This window comes from Janthinobacterium sp. 1_2014MBL_MicDiv (assembly GCF_001865675.1).
In the GTDB taxonomy this organism is placed as follows: domain Bacteria; phylum Pseudomonadota; class Gammaproteobacteria; order Burkholderiales; family Burkholderiaceae_D; genus Janthinobacterium.
This window is the reverse complement of record NZ_CP011319.1, coordinates 5,826,889-5,845,548: the sequence shown is the minus strand read 5'-3', so window position 1 is coordinate 5,845,548 and position 18,660 is coordinate 5,826,889. Positions and strand designations below refer to the sequence as shown.

At 63.9% G+C, this 18,660-nt stretch carries 11 protein-coding genes; 9 read left to right on the top strand and 2 right to left on the bottom strand.

Annotated elements, in window-relative coordinates:
• The 3 genes from YQ44_RS25290 to YQ44_RS25280 all read left to right on the top strand — a co-directional run bounded on the left by YQ44_RS25290 (position 1) and on the right by YQ44_RS25280 (position 2,632).
• The gene (locus YQ44_RS25290; RefSeq protein ID WP_071325715.1) at positions 1-717 is read left to right on the top strand and encodes a glutathione S-transferase family protein; all 717 of its coding nucleotides are present in this window, start codon (positions 1-3) and stop codon (positions 715-717) included.
• 13 nt (positions 718-730) lie between these two features.
• Positions 731-1,828 (top strand): hypothetical protein, encoded by a 1,098-nt coding sequence (locus YQ44_RS25285; protein ID WP_071325714.1) that lies wholly within the window; start codon positions 731-733, stop codon positions 1,826-1,828.
• A gap of 87 nt (positions 1,829-1,915) precedes the next feature.
• Entirely contained in the window at positions 1,916-2,632 is a 717-nt protein-coding gene (locus YQ44_RS25280) for a GNAT family N-acetyltransferase (protein WP_071325713.1), read from the top strand.
• On the opposite strand, the gene YQ44_RS25275 is transcribed toward YQ44_RS25280, so the two are convergent.
• A complete protein-coding gene (locus YQ44_RS25275) occupies positions 2,633-3,157 on the bottom strand; it encodes an Lrp/AsnC family transcriptional regulator (protein ID WP_034753092.1) in 525 nt (174 codons plus the stop codon).
• Positions 3,158-3,282: 125 nt separating this feature from the next.
• On the opposite strand from YQ44_RS25275, the gene hppD reads away from it, so the two are divergent.
• From hppD to kefC, 6 genes are all read left to right on the top strand, one after another.
• Positions 3,283-4,410 carry a 4-hydroxyphenylpyruvate dioxygenase gene (hppD, locus tag YQ44_RS25270; protein WP_071325712.1) on the top strand — a complete coding sequence of 376 codons (1,128 nt, stop codon included), beginning with the start codon at positions 3,283-3,285 and terminating at the stop codon, positions 4,408-4,410.
• Between the two features lie 195 nt (positions 4,411-4,605).
• Positions 4,606-8,202 carry an indolepyruvate ferredoxin oxidoreductase family protein gene (locus tag YQ44_RS25265; protein ID WP_071325711.1) on the top strand — a complete coding sequence of 1,199 codons (3,597 nt, stop codon included), beginning with the start codon at positions 4,606-4,608 and terminating at the stop codon, positions 8,200-8,202.
• Positions 8,203-8,327: 125 nt separating this feature from the next.
• Complete coding sequence (locus YQ44_RS25260) at positions 8,328-9,824, top strand: S41 family peptidase (RefSeq protein ID WP_071325710.1); 1,497 nt, start codon at positions 8,328-8,330, stop codon at positions 9,822-9,824.
• Positions 9,825-9,986: 162 nt separating this feature from the next.
• Positions 9,987-12,710: a TonB-dependent receptor plug domain-containing protein gene (locus YQ44_RS25255; protein ID WP_071325709.1), complete on the top strand. Its 2,724-nt coding sequence runs from the start codon at positions 9,987-9,989 to the stop codon at positions 12,708-12,710.
• Between the two features lie 166 nt (positions 12,711-12,876).
• Complete coding sequence (locus YQ44_RS25250) at positions 12,877-14,658, top strand: M14 family metallopeptidase (RefSeq protein WP_071325708.1); 1,782 nt, start codon at positions 12,877-12,879, stop codon at positions 14,656-14,658.
• Positions 14,659-14,727: 69 nt separating this feature from the next.
• On the top strand, positions 14,728-16,542 hold the full coding sequence (gene kefC, locus YQ44_RS25245; RefSeq protein ID WP_071325707.1) for a glutathione-regulated potassium-efflux system protein KefC: 1,815 nt from the start codon (positions 14,728-14,730) through the stop codon (positions 16,540-16,542).
• A 103-nt stretch (positions 16,543-16,645) separates the two neighbouring features.
• Here kefC and pepF read toward each other — a convergent pair whose 3' ends face one another.
• Positions 16,646-18,523, bottom strand: a complete 1,878-nt coding sequence (pepF, locus tag YQ44_RS25240) for an oligoendopeptidase F (RefSeq protein ID WP_071325706.1) — start codon at positions 18,521-18,523, stop codon at positions 16,646-16,648.
• Between the last annotated feature and the right edge of the window lie 137 nt (positions 18,524-18,660).

The following is an 18,660-nucleotide window of genomic DNA, read 5'->3' as shown; positions in this document are numbered from 1 at the left end:
ATGCAAACGACCATCCTTGATCCCAGCCTGACCCAAGCCCTGGCCGCCGCGCGCGAGCCGGGCCTGACCCTCATCATCGGCAACAAGAATTACTCATCCTGGTCGATGCGCCCGTGGGTGGCCATGACGGCCTTCGGCATCCCGTTCCAGGAAGTGCGCGTGCTGCTCGACCAGAGCGACACGGCGACGAAAATCGCCGAGTATTCGGCCTGCGGCCGCGTGCCCGTGCTGCTGGCCGGCGAGATGACGATCTGGGACAGCCTGGCCATCTGCGAATACCTGGCCGAGCAGTTTCCGGACAAGCATTTGTGGCCGCAGGACGTGGCCGCGCGCGCCATGGCGCGCTGTGTCTGCGCGGAAATGCATTCCGGCTTCGCCGGCTTGCGCACGGACATGTCGATGAATATCAAGGCCAAGCTGCCGGGGCGGGGCCGCACGGCCGCCGCGCAGGCGGACATCGGCCGCATCAGCGAAATCTGGGAAGAGTGTCTGTCGCGCTTTGGCCACCACCAGTTCCTGTTTGGCGACTTTTCCATCGCCGACGCATATTTCGCCCCCGTCGTCATGCGTTTCCGCACCTATGGCGTGAGCCTGGCGCCGGCGCTGAACGCGTATTGCGAGCGCGTGCAGGCGCACCCGGCCGTGGCGCGCTGGATCGCGGAAGCGCTGGCGGAAACGGAAACGGCGCCCAAGCACGACGCGGAATTACCCGATTAAAGAAAAGTTCACCATGAAGATTTACACGGTCGGTGGCGCGGTGCGCGACCAACTGCTGGGACTGCCCATCAAGGACCGCGATTACGTGGTGGTGGGCGCCACGCCCGAGGACATGCTGCGCCAGGGCTTCCGGCCCGTCGGCAAGGATTTCCCCGTCTTCCTGCACCCGCAGACGCAGGAAGAGTACGCGCTGGCCCGCACGGAGCGCAAGACGGCCCCCGGCTACCGGGGCTTTGTCTTCCACACGGCGCCCGACGTCACCCTGGAAGACGACCTGGTGCGGCGCGATCTCACCATCAACGCCATCGCCATGGCCGAGGATGGCAGCCTGACGGACCCGTTCGGCGGCGTCGCGGATATCGAGAACAAGGTGTTCCGCCACGTCTCCGGCGCGTTCGGCGAGGATCCCGTGCGCATTTTGCGCCTGGCCCGCTTTGCCGCCCGCTACGACGCTTTCACGGTGGCGCCCGCCACCATGGACTTGATGCGCCGCATGGTGGCTGACGGCGAAGTCGACGCCCTCGTGGCCGAGCGCGTGTGGCAGGAAGTGGCGAAAGGCTTGATGGAAAGCCATCCTTCGCGCATGTTGACCGTGTTGCAGGAATGCGGCGCCCTGGCGCGCATCATGGGAGAAATCACCGTCAGTGCGCGTTTGCTGCAGGTGATCGACCATGCTGCCGCGCAAGGTGTTGACTTGCCCGTGCGCTTTGCGGCCTTGATGCTGCATATGCGCAAGGATGCCATCGAGCAGTTGAGCGAGCGCCTGCGCGTGCCCAATGAATGCCGCGAACTGGCCGTCATGGCGGCCCGCGAACTGGACAATATCAACGGCGCGCTGGACTTGAGCGCCGAGGCCATCGTCAGCCTGTGCGAGCGCTGCGACGGCTTGCGCAAGCCGCAGCGCTACGCGCAGCTGCTGCAAGCCGTTGCCTGCGATGGGCTGGTCACCGGCGATTTTGCGCCGGCGGCGCGGCTGCAAGGCGGGCTGGACGCGGCGCGCGCCGTCAACGCGGGCGCGCTGGCGCAAGGCTGCACGGACCCGAAACGCATCCCGGAAGTCATCCATGCGGCGCGGGTGGCGGCCGTGGCGGCCTTTCTGGCACAGGCTTGAATGGCGGGAATACGCTACAATGGCGGCATGATGTTGCACTGCACAATAGCGACGTGACGTGCGGCAGCACCGCTTCCAGGAGTCGACGTGACCTTACCCAAGCTGTTTCAAAACCCGTTTCGCCGCTGGCTCAGCCGTAGCGGCGGCGCGCGGCCGACCGTGCTCGTCAAGCAACTGCACGAGCGCGACCGGCGCCGCATGATGAAGCATTTCCTCTCGCTCGAGCGCAGCGACCGGCTGCTGCGATTCGGCAGCGCCTTGCCCGACGAACTCGTGGCGCAGTACGTGCAAAAGATGGATTTCTCGCGCGACATGATTTACGGCGTCTACAACAGCCTGTTCAAGCTGGTGGGCGTGGGGCATCTGGCGTTCGCGCCGAAGGACCAGTCGCCGGCGAAAAGCGTGGTGACGGACAAGGAGCAGGTGGCCGAGTTTGGCGTGTCCGTGTCGAAATCCATGCGCGGCATGGGTGTGGGTTCGAAACTGTTCGAGCGGGCGGCGATCCACTGCCGCAACAACGACGTCGACACCCTGTACATGCATTGTTTGTCGTCCAACAAGACGATGATGCATATCGCCAAGAAGGCGGGCATGGAAATCCAGCGCGACTATGGCGAAGCAGATGCTTATTTGAAACTATTGCCGCCGAACCCATCGAGCATGCTGCAGGAAGCCGTGCAGGAGCAGTTCGCCATGTTCGACTACACGTTCAAGGCCAACGCGCGCGCCGCGTACAAGCTGTTCGAGCGCTTGCCGGGGCGCAAGAAGCTGGTGCTCCCCCCGCCGCCGCCGCCAGCCGAGTAATTACAGCAGCGGCAGGGCCGTCGTATCCTTGATGCGCTGCAAGGCGAAGCTCGATTTGACGTCCAGCACGGCCGGGTGGCGCAGCAGGGTCGCCATCATGAAGCGGGAAAAATGCTCCATGTCTTCCACGTGCACGCGCAGCAGGTAATCCATCTCCCCCGTCATCGCATAGCACGCCACCACTTCCGGCCATTGCGCCACGGCCACGGCGAAGTCGGCGCGCGGCGACGTGTTCGTCACCAGGTTGGGCGCCAGCACGCGCGCCGTGCTGTGCGCGGTGGCGTCGCTGTGCTTTTCCAGGCGCACGTTGACGTAGGCCAGCAAGCCCAGGCCGATCTTTTCCGGGTCCAGCAGGGCCACGTACTGGCGGATCACGCCCGCTTCTTCCAGCCGTTTGACGCGGCGCAAGCATGGCGACGGCGACAGGCTGACCTGCTCGGCCACGTCCTGATTCGACAGGCGGCCGTCGGCCTGCAGGACGGCGAGGATCTTGCGGTCCGTTTTATCCAGCGTAATTTTGCTCATGCTTCCTCCGGTGGTTCTTGTTTCACGCAATATTATTGCGCAAATCATGATTGTTCGGGAGATCTTTGGCATTTAATGCCCACAGACCGCGCCTATACTGTGCGCTACTTCTTGGAGGAGACATCATGCAATTTCAGCCTTGGGACAACCCGATGGGTACCGATGGTTTCGAGTTCGTCGAGTATGCAGCACCAGACCCAAAAGCATTGGGCAAGCTGTTCGAGAACATGGGCTTCACGGCCATCGCGCGCCACCGCCACAAGGATGTGACCCTGTACCGCCAGGGTGACATCAATTTCATCATCAATGCCGAACAAGATTCGTTCGCGCAGCGTTTTGCCCGCCATCACGGCCCGTCCGTGTGCGCCATCGCCATCCGCGTCGACGACGCGGCCTTCGTCTACCGCCGCGCGCTGGAACTGGGCGCCTGGGGTTTCGATAACAAAACCGGCCCGATGGAGCTGAATATCCCCGCCATCAAGGGCGTGGGTGATTCGCTGCTGTACTTCGTCGACCGCTGGCGCGGCAAGGGCGCCGACAAGCCGGACGCGGCCGCCCCGGGCGGCATCGGCGACATCAGCATCTATGACGTCGATTTCGTCGCCATTCCGGGCGCCGTCGCCAACCCGGTCGGCCACGGCCTGACCTATATCGACCACCTGACGCACAATGTGCACCGTGGCCGCATGAAGGAATGGGCGACGTTCTATGAAAGCCTGTTCAACTTCCGCGAAGTGCGCTATTTCGACATCGAAGGCAAGCTGACGGGTCTGAAGTCGAAAGCCATGACTTCGCCGTGCGGCAAGATCCGCATCCCGATCAATGAATCGTCGGACGACAAGTCGCAGATCGCCGAATACCTGGACGAGTACCATGGCGAAGGCATCCAGCACATCGCGCTGGGCACGGACAATATCTACGCGTCCGTGCAAGGCATGCGCGATACGGGTATCGATTTCCAGGATACGATTGAAACTTACTATGAGCTGGTCAACCGCCGCCTGCCGAACCATGGCGAGCAGCTGGAAGAACTGCGCCGCCTGCGCATCCTGATCGATGGCCACAGCACGGAAACGGAACGCGAACTGCTGCTGCAAATCTTCACGCAGACGGTGATCGGTCCGATCTTCTTCGAGATCATCCAGCGCAAGGGCGACCAGGGCTTCGGCGAAGGCAATTTCCGCGCCCTGTTCGAATCGATCGAGCTGGACCAGATCAAGCGCGGCGTGCTGAAAGATACGAACGCGGCGTAATGTTGCTTTGTAACAAATAGTAGTAAAAATAGCAGCAGCCTGGGAGTGCAGTGCAGCAAAGAACTGCACGCATTCCTGTGGTAGTCTACGACAAACAAGTCATTTTTCCGCACCGGCATGCTCACAAAGCGCGGCCGGTACGTGTGAGTTCAACCGACTTTGCACGCGTAGCACCGAGAATAATGGAGACAAGTAATGAATGCACCAGTCAAGGGCTCGAGTCTTGAGCCAGGCCCGCACGCGGCCGACATTTCCCTGAACGACAAATACACGCTCGAGCGTGGCCGCGCCTTCATGACGGGCACGCAGGCGCTGATCCGCCTGCCCATGCTGCAGCGCGAGCGCGACCTGAAAGCGGGCCTGAATACGGCCGGCTACATCACCGGCTACCGCGGTTCGCCCGTGACGTCCGTCGACATGACGGCGATCAAGGCAAAAAAATACCTCGACGAGCACCACGTCAAATTCCACCCGGGCCTGAACGAAGACCTGGCCGCCACGGCCGTCTGGGGCACGCAGCAAACGAATCTGTTCGAAGACGCGAAATACGACGGCGTCTTCGGCATGTGGTACGGCAAGGGCCCCGGCGTTGACCGCTGCGGCGACGTGTTCAAGCACGCGAATAACGCCGGTTCCGCCAAGCATGGCGGCGTGCTGGTGCTGGCTGGCGACGACCATGCGGCGAAATCGTCGTCCACGGCGCACCAGTCCGACCATATCCTGAACGCCTGCGGCATCCCCGTGCTGTATCCGTCGTCGGTGCAGGAATACATCGACTACGGCTTGCACGCCTGGGCCATGAGCCGCTACACGGGCCTGTGGGTGTCGATGAAATGCGTGACCGACATCATCGAGTCGGGCGCCGCCGTCGACTTCGACCCGGACCGCGTGCAGATCACCCTGCCGACCGACTTCGAGATGCCGGCCGGTGGCCTGAACATCCGCTGGCCCGACACGGTGCTGGAGCAGGAAGTGCGGATGAACAGCTACAAGTGGTATGCGGCGCTGGCGTATGCGCGCGCCAACAAGCTCAATAAAATCATCTGGGACAGCCCGAAGGCGCGCATCGGCATCATCACGGCCGGCAAATCCTACCTCGATACGCGCCAGGCGCTGGCCGACCTGGGCATCGACGAGCAGACGGCGTCCGACATCGGCATCCGCCTGTACAAGATCGGCATGACGTGGCCGCTGGAAGCGGACGGCGTGCACGAATTCGCCAAGGGCCTCGACGAGATCCTCGTGGTGGAAGAAAAGCGCCAGATCCTCGAATACGCGCTGAAGGAAGAGCTGTACAACCTGAAGGATGGCGAGCGTCCGCGCGTGGTCGGCAAGTTCGACGACACGGGCGAGTGGAGCAACCAGAAGGGCACGGGTCACGGCGACTGGCTGCTGCCGGCCACGTATGAGCTGAACCCGGCGATGATCGCGCGCGCCATTGCCAGCCGCATTTCGCGCTACTACGCGGGCCACCCCGTCGAGCAGCGCGTGAAGGAACGCATCGCCTACCTGGAAGCCAAAGAGAATGTGCTGAAAGCGATCAGCGTGAAACCCGATCCGCAAAAGGACCGCACACCGTTCTTCTGCTCGGGCTGTCCGCACAACAGCTCGACCAAGGTACCCGAAGGCTCGCGCGCGCTGGCCGGCATCGGCTGCCACTACATGGTGCTGTGGATGGACCGGGAGACCTCGACGTTTACCCACATGGGCGCCGAAGGCGTCACCTGGGTGGGGCAGGCGCCGTTCACGAATGAAAAGCACGTGTTTACCAACCTCGGTGACGGCACGTATTTCCACTCGGGCATCCTGGCCATCCGCGCGGCCGTCTCGGCCAAGGTGAACATCACCTACAAGATCCTGTTCAACGATGCGGTGGCCATGACGGGCGGCCAGGAGTTCGACGGCCCGCTGTCGCCGGCCATCATTTCGCGCCAGATCGCCGCCGAAGGCGTCGGCCCGATCATCGTCGTCACCGACGAACCGGAAAAGTACCCGGACGATTACGCCTGGGCGGAAGGCGTCACCGTGCGCCACCGTTCGGAACTGATGGACGTGCAGCGCGAACTGCGCGACATGCCTGGCGTATCGGCCATGATCTACGACCAGACCTGCGCCTCGGAAAAGCGCCGCCGCCGGAAACGCAATGAATACCCGGACCCGGCCAAGCGCGCCGTCATCAACGAAGCCGTCTGCGAAGGCTGCGGCGACTGCTCCGTGCAATCGAACTGCCTGTCGGTGGAACCGCTGGAAACGGAACTGGGGCGCAAGCGCCAGATCAACCAGTCGTCCTGCAACAAGGATTTCTCGTGCACGACGGGTTTCTGCCCGAGCTTCGTGACGGTGGAAGGCGGCGGCCTGAAAAAGCCGAAGAAGGCGGCTGCCGCCGACAAGGACGCGCCGGCAGTGCCGGCCTTGCCGACGCCTGATATTCCTTCGACGGCCGAACCGTTCGGCATCCTGGTCACCGGCATCGGCGGCACGGGCGTGGTCACCGTCGGCCAGATCCTCGCCATGGCGGCCCACGTGGAAGGCAAGGGCTGTTCCGTGCTGGACATGAGCGGCCTGGCGCAGAAGGGCGGCCCCGTGATGTCGCACGTGCGCCTGGCGGACCGCCAGGAAGACATCCACTCGACGCGCGTCGGCACCGGTGCGGCCGATCTCGTCATCGGCTGCGACCTGATCGTCACGGCCAGCCGCGACGCCCTGTCGCGCATGGGAGAAGGACGCAGCTGGGCCATGATCAACTCGACCAGTTCGTCGACGGCCGCCTTCGTGAAGAACCCGGACTGGCAATTCCCCGGCGCCTCGGCGCGCATGGAAATCGAAAAGGCTTGCGGCAGCGATCATGTCGACTTCATCGACGCGGGCCAGATCGCCACGGCGCTGATGGGCGACTCCATCGCGACGAACATGTTCATGCTCGGCTATGCCTGGCAAAAGGGCAAAGTGCCACTCAGCGAAGCGGCCATCATGAAGGCGATCGACTTGAACAACGTCTCGGTGGCGTTCAACAAGGCCGCCTTCAACTGGGGCCGCGCCGGTGCCCACGATACGGCCAGCCTGGTGCGCATGACGACGCCGGCGAAAGTGGTGGAATTCAAGCGCATCGAAACGCTCGATGATTTGATCGAGAAGCGCGTGGCCCTGCTGACGGCTTACCAGGACCGCGCATATGCGCAGCAGTACCTGGACTTCGTCGGCCAGGTGCGCGCCGCCGAAAGCGCCCTGAATGGCCCGCACCTGCGCCTGACGGAAGCCGTGGCCCGCTACTTCTACAAGCTGATGGCCTACAAGGACGAGTACGAAGTGGCGCGTCTGTACACGGACGGCGCCTTCCAGGCGAAGATCGCCGCCATGTTCGAAGGCGACATCAAGCTCAAGTTCCACCTGGCGCCGCCGATCATGGCGAAGACCGATGCCCAGGGTCATCTGGTGAAGAAGGAATTCGGCCCATGGATGATGAAGGCGTTCGGCGTGCTGGCCAAGTTCAAGGGCTTGCGCGGCGGCGCGTTCGACATCTTCGGCTACACGGCCGAACGCAAGATGGAACGCGCGCTGATTCGTGACTACCGCGCGACGGTGGGCGGCCTGCTGCCCAAGCTGACGACGGCCAAACTGGCGCAAGCCGTGGCCATCGCCAGTATTCCGGAAGACATCCGCGGCTATGGCCATGTGAAGGAGCGTCACCTGAAGGCGGCCAAGGAGAAGGAGGCAAGCTTGCTGATCGCCTTCAACGCCCCGCCCGTGGTGCCAATCGCCGTGGCGGCACCGGTGGCGGCCACCGTCGCCTGATGGCGTGAATGGCATGCTGTGACGAAATGGCGCCTGCGGGCGCCATTTTTTCGTGTCAGGGAAAACAGCGCCGCCGCCGGAAACGCATTATAATTTTCAGATAATTTCTTTCTGGAAAGTATGCCATGCCTGCCCTGCGCCTCTCCTGCCTGGCCGTTTCCCTCGTCTGCGTCTTGAGTGCCTGCGGTGGCGGCGGTGGGGGGGGCAGCGCGCCTGTCGCGCCACCGGTGACGCCGACCGGACCGACGGCGCTGGTGGCCTCGTCCACGGTGGCGAACCGCTGCGAGAAGCCGCGCAGCGGCAGCAGCGTGGACAAGCCGGGCACCCTGCTCGACGAGCAGACGTGGGTGCGCAGCTGGATCGATGAAACCTATCTGTGGTACCGCGAAGTGCCGACGACCTATCTGCCGCAGAACTTCGGCACGGCCACGGCGTATTTCGATGTGCTGAAAACGACCGCCACGACGGCATCCGGCAAGCCCAAGGACCGCTTTCATTTCACTTACGCGACGGCGCAATGGGAAGCCTCGCTCAATGGCGTGGAGTTTGGCTATGGCATGCTGCTGGCCATGACGCAGGCCTCGCCGCCGCGCAAGGCCGTGATCTCGATCGTGGAGCCGGGTTCGCCCGCCGACCTGGCCGGCTTGCGGCGCGGCGACGTGCTGCAAGCCATCGATGGCGTCGATTTCGTCAATGCCGGCGGCCAGGCCAGCGTGGATATCATCAACGCTGGCCTGTTTCCCGATGCGCAAGGCACGCACACGCTGGCCTTCAGCCGCGACGGCGCGACCGTGAGCGCGAGCCTGAAAGCGCTGGAGGTCGCCACCAGCGCCGTGCTCAACCAGCGCATCATCGACACGCCCACGGGCAAGGTCGGCTACCTGACCTTCAATACGCACAACAATGTGGCCGAGCGCCAGCTGGTCGACGCCATGCGGGCCTTCCAGGCGGCCGGCATCAGCGACCTGGTGCTCGACGTGCGCTATAACGGCGGCGGCTTGCTCGATGTCGCCAGCGAACTGGCCTACATGATCGCCGGTCCGCAGGCGACGGCCGGCAAGACGTTCGAGCAGGTGCTCTTCAACGACAAGAGCAAGCCGGAAGCCCCGCTGCCGTTTCACGCGCAGAGCCAGGGCTTTCCCGGCCCGAATCCGCTCGCCAAGGGCACGCCGCTGCCTGCCCTCGCTCTCAAGCGCGTGACCCTGCTCACCACGGGCAATACCTGCTCGGCCACCGAGTCGATCATCAATGGCTTGCGCGGCGTCGATGTCGAGGTCAATCTGATCGGCGGCGCCACATGCGGCAAGCCGTATGGCTTCTATCCCGAACCGAACTGCGGCACCACGTATTTTGCCGTGCAGTTCCAGGGCGTCAATGCCAAGGGCTTTGGCGACTATGCCGACGGCATGGCGCCCACCTGCAGCGTGGCGGACGATTACCAGCATGCGCTGGGCGACACGGGCGAAGCGATGCTGGCGGCGGCGCTGCGCTACCGCGCCAGCGGCAGCTGCAATCCGGCCACGGGTGCGACCAGGCTGCTGGGACTGGTGGAGAGCCCGGCGGACACGGCCCTGCGCGTGCTGCGGCCCGCCTACAAGGAAATTGCTGTAATGCAACGATAAGACGGGGACTTCTGCCTCCCGCCCCGCCAAATGGGTGGCGGTTTTCTGCTCAGAAATATTTCTATATAACAATTATGATATATAGAAAGATGAATCCATTCGTTCTGTAAACGCTGGCATCTTGTTATCTTTCGGCTTTCTCCAACCTTGAGAAGCGCAACGATGTCGAAACAGTTCAAGTTAACCCCGCTCAGCCTTGGCGTACTGGCCATCCTGGGCGGCACCGCATGGCAGGCGCACGCGCAAACGCAAGCGCCCGCAGCGGACAAGCAGCCGGCGGCCACCCCGCAGGCCGTCGTGGTCACCGGTTCGCGCATTCCCCGCGCCAGCCTGGAAGGCCCGTCTTCCGTCACCATCCTGACCGGCGATGAAATCACCAAGCAGGGTTACAAGAACGTCTTCGACGCGCTGACCAACCAGGTGCAGAACAGCGGCTTTACCCAGGGCGAGGATTTCGGCAATACCTTCACGCCGTCGGCCAATACCATCAGCCTGCGCGGCCTCGGTCCGAACCACACGCTGATCCTGCTGAACGGGCGCCGCCTGGCCGACTTCCCCGTCGCCTATGAAGGCACGGTCAACTTCACCAACCTGGCGAATATCCCGTCGAGCATCGTCGACCGCATCGAGATCCTCAATGGCGGCGCCTCGGCCATCTATGGATCGGACGCGATTGCCGGCGTGGTCAACGTGATCCTGAAAAAGCAGACGGAAGGCTTCGATATCAACGTCAAGGCCGGTGGCACCACGCGCGGCGGCGGCGGCAACCAGCGCGTGCAGCTGACGGGCGGCGGCAATTTCGACAAGTTGCACACGCTGTTCAGCGTGGAGCTGAGCCAGCGCGATTCGCTGTCCAGCCTGGACCGCGACTTCATGGCCACCCGCTCGGGCACGCCGACGAATATCGCTTCGCGCCGCCTGGTGCAGGCGGGTACCTCCGGCAAGTATGTGGACCTGGGCGATACCTGCAGCCAGTTTGGCGACCTGTTCGGCGGCAGCACCATCAAGTACCAGGCCAAGAACGGCAGCTACTGCGCCAGCCCGAAGGTGAGCCCGACCTACTGGACCACGCAAACCAAGAACCAGAGCCAGAACGTCTTCGGCAGCGCCAATTACGAGCTGTCGCCGGAAACGACGCTGTTTGCCGATTTCCTGATCGGCAAGAACTCGACCGAGAACAATACGCGCGGACCGAGCTGGACTTCGTCGTCGACCGGCAGCAGCTACTTCCGCAACCAGAACACCAATGCCTACGAGGCGTGGACGCGCTATATATCGCCCGAGGAAATGGGCGGCGTGTCGCGCTACAACCGCAAGTGGGACGACATGGCCACGGCCATCTCGCTGGGCGCCAAGGGCCGCGTGCCGGGTACCAGCAGCTGGCAGTATGAAGCGAACTACAACGCTTCGATGTACAAGAGCGAAAGCCACACGCCGCGCGCGCTGGCCAACATCGACAGCTTCTTCCTCGGTCCGAAACTGGGTACCGACGCGAATGGCGTGCCGATCTACGCACCCGATCCGGCCCGCCTGTCGCGCCGCGTGACGGCGGCCGAATTTGACAGCATCACCGGTTATGCCAACAGCGACGACAAGGCCTGGACGAATACCCTGAGCCTGGCCACCAACGGCGACCTGTTCCAGCTGCCGGCCGGCGCCGCCAAGATCGCCACTATCGCCGAGGTGGGCAAGCAGGGCTTCAGCAATACGCCCGACGCGCGCATCAATCAAGGCTACTTCAATGTTGCCACGCCATCGGACGTGACGGCTGGCACCCGCACGCGCTATGCGCTGGGCGCGGAACTGAACCTGCCGCTGCACGAAAAGCTGACCGGCACCCTGGCCGGCCGCTATGACCGCTACAGCTTTGCCGGCCGCCACGAGGGCAAGTTCACCTACAACGGTGGCCTGGAACTGCGTCCCGCGCCGGAGCTGCTGTTCCGCGCCAACTACGCCACCAGCTTCCGCGCGCCGGACATGAACTACATCTACAAGGCGCGCGGCACCGGTTACTACTCGAGCACCACCGACTACTACCGCTGCGGCGCGGCCGGCCAGGCCATCGAAGGCTGCGAGTACGCCAACAAGTCGCCAGGCGCCGATTATGTGCAGAACGGCAGCAAGGACCTGCAGTCGGAAAAGGGCAAGTCGTTCGGCGTCGGCGCCGTCTGGTCGCCAAGCTCGAACTTCGACGTCTCCGTCGATTACTGGAACATCAAGATCGATGACCTGGTGACGAACCTGAGCGCCGACAAGATCTTGCGCGATGAAGCCGATTGCCGCCTGGGCAGGACGGATATCAATTCGCCGACCTGTGTCGATACCCTGGGACGCGTCGAGCGCTTTGCCGCCAATGCCTTGAACCGCGCCGGCGAAATCAAGACCATCACCGTCAATCCGATCAATGCGGCAAAACAGAGCAGCAGCGGTATCGACGTGAGCCTGAAGTATTTGCTGCGCACGACGGACTACGGCCGTTTCGCCTTCAAGGCCAACTACGCCAAGGTGCTGAGCAAGAAGTCGCAGCAATTCGTCGGCGACGAAGAGATCGACGAGACGAAATCGCTGACGAACATGGATTGGCCCGACAAGCTGAACCTGAGCGTGAACTGGAGCGCGGGCGACTGGTCGAACACCTTGCTGGTCAGCCGCTACGGCAAGATCCCGAACGCCGCCAGCACGGGCTATCTGACGCCGACGGCGCTGGCCAACATCAGCACCGTGTACCGCATCAACGACCGCGCCACCTTGTCGCTGATCGTCAACAACGTCTTCGACAAGATCAAGCGCGACACCAGCGGCGGCTGGCCGTACTACCCGGTGGGCAGTTTCAGCCCGCAGGGACGCCAGGGCTGGGTGGAATTCAACTACCACTTCGGCTCCTGATAGCGCGCCATCACCTGGTTTCTGGCGCAATGTCGGCCGCAGGTGGGCATTAAAAAAACACACCGGAACGGCGCATGCTGTTCCGGTTTTTTTCATTTTCGGCGCGTTTTTTTCGTCACCGCCACCCTATAATTGCCCGCTTGTCCTCTCTCGATGGAGTTTGCCCATGCTACGCCACACCCTGTTGTCCGCCGTCTTGTTGACCGTGTTTTCCGCCAGCGCGCACGCCGCTCCCGCCCTGACGACGGTGGCCGAGCGCTCGGCATTCCTGCACACGGGCCGCTATGCGGAAGTGGAAGCCTTGTGCCGCCAGTTCCAGGCACGCTACCCGAAGCAGGTGCGCTGCTTTGAATTCGGCCGCACGCCGGAAAACCGCCCCATGCTGGCGCTGGCCGTCTCCAATACGGGCGCCTTGACGCCGGCCGAGGCGGCGCGGCGCAAGCTGCCCGTGCTGCTGGTGCAGGGCGGCATCCATGCGGGCGAGATCGATGGCAAGGATGCCGGCTTCCTGGCGCTGCGCGAAGTATTGGACGGCAAGGCGGCGCCCGGCGCGCTCGACAAGCAGGTGCTGCTGTTCGTCCCCGTCTTCAATGTCGATGGCCATGAACGCTTCGGCCGGTGGAACCGCCCGAACCAGCGCGGCCCCGTGGAAATGGGCTGGCGCAGCACGGCGCAAAACTACAATCTGAACCGCGAATACATGAAGGCGGATACGCCCGAGATGCAGCACATGCTGGCGCTGGTGAACGCCTGGGATCCCCTGGCCTACGTCGACCTGCACGTCACCGATGGCGCCCAGTTCGAACCCGATATCTCGATCCAGGTCGAACCCGTGCATGCGGGCGACGCCGCCTTGCGCGTGGCCGGCACGGCCTTGCGCGACAATGTCCTGGCCGACCTGGCGCAGCAGGGCTCGGATCCGAAGCCGTTCTATATCTCGTTTGCCGAGAACGACAATCCGCAATCGGGCTTTGTCGATTCGGCGCCGAACCCGCGTTTCTCGCACGGCTATTTCCTGCTGCGCAACCGCTTCGGCATGCTGGTGGAAACCCATTCGTGGAAGGATTATCCGACCCGCGTGCGCATCACGCGCAACACCATCGTGTCGCTGCTGTCGCAAGTGGCGCGGCATGGCGCGCAGTGGCGGCAAACGGCGCTCGAGGCGGACCAGCGCGCGACGCAGCTGGCCGGCAGCACCTTGCCCCTTACTTATAAAACCACGGACAAGAGCCGCATGATCGCGTTTCGCGGCTATGCCTACACGCGCACGCCGTCCGAGGTGTCGGGCGCGCTGATGACGCGCTACGATGAAACCACGCCGCAGATCTGGAACGTGCCGCTGCGCGACGAGATCGTGCCCGACCTGCAGCTGGCCGCGCCGAAGGCCGGCTACCTGGTGCCCGCCGCGCAGGCGCAGATGGTGGCGGCCAAGCTGCGCCAGCATGGCGTGTCGTATCAGGTGCTGGGCACCGCGCCCGGCAAGCTGGCCGTCGAAACCTTCCGCGCCAGCGCCGTCAAGTTTGGCGCGCAGTCGTTCGAGGGAAGGCAAACGGCGGCGGTGCAGGGCGAATGGCGCAAAGAAGAGCGCCTGGTCGAGGCGGGGGCGCTGTACGTGCCCGTCAACCAGCCCAAGGCGCGCCTGGTCGTCGCCATGCTCGAGCCGCGCGCGCCCGACTCGCTGCTGGCCTGGGGCAGTTTCAATACGGCGTTCGAGCGCAAGGAATACATGGAGGAATATGTCGCCGAAGACGTGGCGCGCGCGCAGCTGGCGGCCGACCCGGCGCTGGCGGCGCAGTTTCACCAGAAACTGGCCGACGATCCCGCGTTTGCCGGGAGCCCGGCTGCGCGCCTGGAATTTTTCGCCCGCCGCCACGCTTCGTGGGACGAGCGGCTGAACCTGTATCCGGTGATGCGCGTCGATGCGAGGCCCGCCAGTTTCATGAAATAAGCGGCGCTCCCCGAGTTCCGGCATTTCAGGCATGATGTCGTTTCATCCACATGTTTTCCCGGGCCGCGCATGGAACACCACAGCTTCCTCATCAACATACTGTTTTACCTGGTGGCGGCCATCATCATGGTGCCGCTGGCCAAGCGCCTGGGCATGGGCGCCGTGCTGGGCTACCTGGTGGCCGGCATCGTCATCGGGCCGTGGGGTTTGGGGCTGATCAAGAATGTCGAGGTGATCCTCAGCTTCTCCGAATTCGGCGTGGTGCTGCTGCTGTTCCTGATCGGCCTGGAGCTGGAGCCGAAGCGCTTGTGGCTGCTGCGCCGTCCCATCTTCGGCTGGGGCGGGGCGCAGGTGGCCCTCGTCAGCGCGGGCCTGTGCGCGGCCGCCATGGCCTTCGGCGTGGACTGGCGCACGGCGCTGGTGGGCGCGCTGGGCCTGTCGCTGTCGTCGACGGCCATCGTGCTGGCCACCCTGGGCGAACGTAAATTAATGAGCACGCCGGCCGGTTCCGCCGGCTTTTCCATCCTGCTGTTCCAGGATATCGCCGCCATTCCCATGATCGCGCTGGTGCCGCTGCTGGGCGGGTTGGCCACGCATGGCGGCGAACCGGGCTGGCTGCGCGTGGCCAAGCTGGCGGCCGTGCTGGCGGCGCTGGTGATCGGCGGGCGCTTCCTCGTCAATCCCATCCTGCGCTTCATCGCCAGGACCGACTTGCGCGAGATTTTCACGGCGTTCGCCCTGCTGCTGGTGATCGCCATCTGCGTGCTGATGGAATCGGTGGGCCTGTCGATGGCCCTGGGCACGTTCGTCGCGGGCGTGCTGCTGGCCGATTCCGAATACCGGCATGAGCTGATCAGCGACCTGGAACCGTTCAAGGGTCTGCTGCTGGGCTTGTTCTTCATCGCCGTCGGCATGTCTGTCGATTTCGGCGTGCTGCGCGCCCAGCCCGTGCTGATCCTGGCGCTGGTGGCAGGCTTCGTCGGCATCAAGATCGCCCTGCTGTACGGCCTGTCGAAGCTGTTCGACATTCCGCGTGGCCAGCAGCTGTTCTTTGCGCTGCTGCTGTCGCAGGGCGGCGAATTTGCCTTCGTCGTATTTGCCGCCGCCGTGGCCGCGCACGTATTCACGCCGGAAACGGGGGCCTTGCTGGTCGTGGTGGTGACGCTGTCGATGGTGGCCACGCCCTTGCTGCTGCTGTTGCATGACAAATTTGTCGCGCCGCGGCTGCAGGGCGAAAAGAAACGCCGCCCCGACGACCATATCGAGGCGCAGGACAATCCCATCGTCATCGCCGGTTTCGGCCGCTTCGGCCAGATCATCGGCCGCCTGCTGGCGGCCAACAAGATCGGCGTGACGGTGCTCGACCATGACCCCGACCAGATCGACCTGCTGCGCAAGTTCGGTTTCAAGGTGTTCTATGGCGACGCCACGCGCGTGGATTTGCTGGTGGCGGCCGGCATCGAGAAGGCGAAGGCGCTGGTGATCGCCATCGACAACGTGGAAGACAGCCTGGCCTTGGTCGACGCCGTGCGCCTGCGCCTGCCGCAGCTGACGATTTTGGCGCGCGCGCGCAACGTCACGCATTACTATGAATTGATGAAGCGGGGCGTGACCCTGATCGAGCGCGAGACGTTCGCCGCAGCCCTGCTGCTGGGCGAGCAGACCTTGCAGCAGGTGGGCTACAGCGCCGAGCGGGCGCAGCGCGCGGCCGGCATCTTTGGCCGGCATAACCTGAAAACGCTGCTGGAAGTGGCGCCGCACTTCCAGGACCAGCAAAAAGTCATGTCGCTCACGCGCCAGGCGCGCGAGGAACTGGAAGACATGTTCGAGAGCGATGCGGCGGCGTTTGCGGCGGCGGAAGTAGAAAGCGGCAGGCCGGATTAGCGGCAAAGCCGCGTAATCCGGCACATTGCTGGCGTTGCCGGTGGTGTCGGCTTAGGCGCCTTGCGCCAAGCCGACCTACGGCTGCAACGATCGCTGTCGGGTTTTACCTTCCCCGCTTGCCTTCGATTGCCTCGATCTGGTCCATGATGCCGTTCATGCGCGCCACCAGCGCCTGGTACGGCTTCGGCGATGCCAGGTCGACTCCGGCCGCCTTCACCAGCTCATACGGGTAGGCCGAGCCGCCCGCGCTGAGCATTTTCAGGTAGGCGGCCAGCGCGCCCGGTTCCTTGTCGAGGATGCGCTGCGAGAAATCCTGCGCCGCGGCGATCGAGGTGGCGTACTGGAACACATAGAAGCCGTGGTAGAAGTGCGGCACGTAGGCCCATTCCAGAGCGTAGGCGGGATCGATGGTCATGACGCCCTGCGCTTCGCCGTGGTAGCGCTTGAGGATGTCGGCATAGATGGCCGTCATCTGCTCGCCCGTCAGCGACTCGCCCTTGTCCACCTTGCCGTGGATGGCCGCCTCGAACTCGGCGAACATGGCCTGGCGGAAGAAGGTGCCGCGCAGGTTTTCCAGCGCCGCGCCCAGGTACAGCAGGCGCTCGTCGTCATCCGTGGCCTGCTTCAGGCGCGCGTCGAGCAGCAGCGCCTCGTTCGTCGTCGAGGCGATTTCCGCGACAAAGATGCTGTATGGCGCATAGATCGACGGCTGCGCCTTGTTGGCCAGCACCGAGTGCATGGCGTGGCCCCATTCATGCGTCAGCGTGCTGACGGCTTCGTAGTTGTCCGTGTAGTTGAGCAGCACATACGGATGCACGTCATATGCGTCGCCATTCATGTAGGCACCGGCTACCTTGCGCGGGCGCGGGTAGACATCCATCCAGCGCGCGTTCACGGCCGATGCGAGGGTCTTGACATAGTCGGGCCCCAGCGGCGCGACGGAGGCCAGCATCATCTGCTTGCCGTCGGCCAGCGGGAAGGTGCGTTCGCTTTTCAGCAGCGGCGGGTAGATGTCGTAGTACGCCAGATCCTTGATGCCCAGCATGCGCGCGCGCAGCTTGAAATAGCGGTGCAGGGTGGGCAGGTTGGCGTTGGTCTGGGCGATCAGGGTCTGGTAGACGGCCGGCGGCAGGTGGTCGGCATCGAGCGCGGCGCTTTGCGAATCGGCATAGCGGCGCACCTTGGCGTAGGCGGCATCCGTCTTCAGCTGGCCGTACAGGGTCTCGCCGAACGTGCGTTCATATTCCTTCCACTTGCCGAAGAAGGCGTCGAATACCCGCTTGCGGTCGGCGCGGTTGTCGTCGCCCCGGTATTTGGTGTAGGCCGCCTGGTCGAGCCGGACTTCCTTGCCATCGGACAGGGTCACGCTGGGCCACGGGATTTCCGCGTTGGCCAGGGTGCGGTAGATGGTGGCGGCGGAACCCGTCGCCAGGCCGAATTGCGCCACCAGCTGTTCGCCGGCCGCGTCGAGCGTGTGCGGCGCGCTGCGCAGCATGTTGCTCAACTGGAAGCGGTACAGCTGCAAGCCCTTGTCCTTCGCCAGCATGGCGTCGATGCGTCTGGCGCCCAGGGCGAGGATTTCCGGCTGCAAGAAGGTCGTTGCCTGGTTGAACTCATTGCCTAGCAGGGCGGCGCGCTGGTTCAGCTGGTTACCCTTGCTGTCGCCCGTATCCTGGTCGTAATACTGCGCCGCATACACGTACAGGGTGTTGACGCGCTTGCGCGCCTCCGCGTACAGGTCCAGGCAGCTTTTCAGGCGGGCGGGCGTGCTGCCGAGCTGGCCCTTGCAGGCGGCCAGCTGCTGCAGCTGCGCCGACAGCTTTTGGGCATCGGCGTCGAAGGCGGCGTCGTTCTGGTACAGCGCGGCCAGATCCCAGCGGTCCGCCTGCTGGTCGGTTGGCGCGGGCGCGGCGAAGGCAGTGGCGAGGCTGAAGGCAAGCAGGGAACACAGCAGGGGGCGCTTGAGCGCGGATGGCGTCATGGTTCATTCCAGTGAGGTTGTCGGAAGAATGCGTGCTGACCGCCGGACAGGAATGCGCGCGTGACACATCGCGTACCGGCAGAGCAGACTACGGTACATCAAATGGACGCAAGGGGAAAGAGGCAGGATGCCGCCAC